The following is a 1670-nucleotide window of genomic DNA, read 5'->3' on the forward strand; positions in this document are numbered from 1 at the left end:
ATAACCGCTGAAAGCATCTAAGCGGGAAGCGAGCCTTGAGATGAGTTTTCCCTGACGCTATAAGCGTCCTAAAGGGTTGTCGTAGACTACGACGTTGATAGGCAGGGTGTGTAAGTGCTGCGAGGCATTGAGCTAACCTGTACTAATTGCCCGTGAGGCTTAACCATACAACACCCAAGGGGTTTTGTGGACTCAATAGAAAGACCAGACCTTGAATGCGTTTGAAGAGAAACTTTTAAATCAGTTTTCCAGATTATTTTGCCTTTAGTTTTTTTAAAACTGAAAGTAAAAGCAAAATTTGCTTGGCGACCATAGCATTGTGGACCCACCTGATTCCATGCCGAACTCAGAAGTGAAACACAATAGCGCCGATGGTAGTGTGGGGCTTCCCCATGTGAGAGTAGGACATCGCCAGGCTCCAAATTTATTTTCACTTTTTAAAAAGTTAAGACAAAAAGTTCGACTTTGTCTATTTAATAGACAAGTCACCATAGGGTTCTAAGTTTTCTTAGTATTTTATGTTGACTTTCAAAGTAGAAAGCGTATTATACGCGTCCTGCTTAAGTGCTAAGGCGCTGAAAGCAAAGCTCTTTAACAATTTAAACCTATCAATCTGTGTGGGCACTCGTTGATGAATATCAAAACGTTTTATCGTTAGATAAAACAGATTCTTCGGAATCAAAATTGATTTCAATGAACTGAGTGACCAATACAAAATTAAGTTTACTTAATTTTGGCACAGTCAATTCATTATCATTCTGTTGGAATGGTAATAGCTTTAAAATTACACTCTTTATTTATAAAGAATAGTTTTGAAGTCAGTATTCGTTGAGTCACAAAATCTTAAATTGAAGAGTTTGATCATGGCTCAGATTGAACGCTGGCGGCAGGCCTAACACATGCAAGTCGAGCGGAAACGACACTAACAATCCTTCGGGTGCGTTAATGGGCGTCGAGCGGCGGACGGGTGAGTAATGCCTAGGAAATTGCCTTGATGTGGGGGATAACCATTGGAAACGATGGCTAATACCGCATAATGCCTACGGGCCAAAGAGGGGGACCTTCGGGCCTCTCGCGTCAAGATATGCCTAGGTGGGATTAGCTAGTTGGTGAGGTAATGGCTCACCAAGGCGACGATCCCTAGCTGGTCTGAGAGGATGATCAGCCACACTGGAACTGAGACACGGTCCAGACTCCTACGGGAGGCAGCAGTGGGGAATATTGCACAATGGGCGAAAGCCTGATGCAGCCATGCCGCGTGTATGAAGAAGGCCTTCGGGTTGTAAAGTACTTTCAGTTGTGAGGAAGGGTGTGTAGTTAATAGCTGCACATCTTGACGTTAGCAACAGAAGAAGCACCGGCTAACTCCGTGCCAGCAGCCGCGGTAATACGGAGGGTGCGAGCGTTAATCGGAATTACTGGGCGTAAAGCGCATGCAGGTGGTTCATTAAGTCAGATGTGAAAGCCCGGGGCTCAACCTCGGAACTGCATTTGAAACTGGTGAACTAGAGTGCTGTAGAGGGGGGTAGAATTTCACGTGTAGCGGTGAAATGCGTAGAGATCTGAAGGAATACCAGTGGCGAAGGCGGCCCCCTGGACAGACACTGACACTCAGATGCGAAAGCGTGGGGAGCAAACACGATTAGATACCCTGGTAGTCCACGCCGTAA

At 45.4% G+C, this 1670-nt stretch carries 3 rRNA genes; all 3 read left to right on the top strand.

Annotated features, from left to right (window positions below):
• Positions 1–167: ribosomal RNA gene (locus MED222_RS00080) — 23S ribosomal RNA — on the top strand; the annotation flags it as partial.
• Between the two features lie 134 nt (positions 168–301).
• Positions 302–417 (top strand): 5S ribosomal RNA (gene rrf / locus MED222_RS00075).
• A 428-nt stretch (positions 418–845) separates the two neighbouring features.
• Positions 846–1670: ribosomal RNA gene (locus MED222_RS00070) — 16S ribosomal RNA — on the top strand; the annotation flags it as partial.

It is taken from the genome of Vibrio sp. MED222, from assembly GCF_000153005.1.
Classification (GTDB): domain Bacteria; phylum Pseudomonadota; class Gammaproteobacteria; order Enterobacterales; family Vibrionaceae; genus Vibrio; species Vibrio tasmaniensis_A.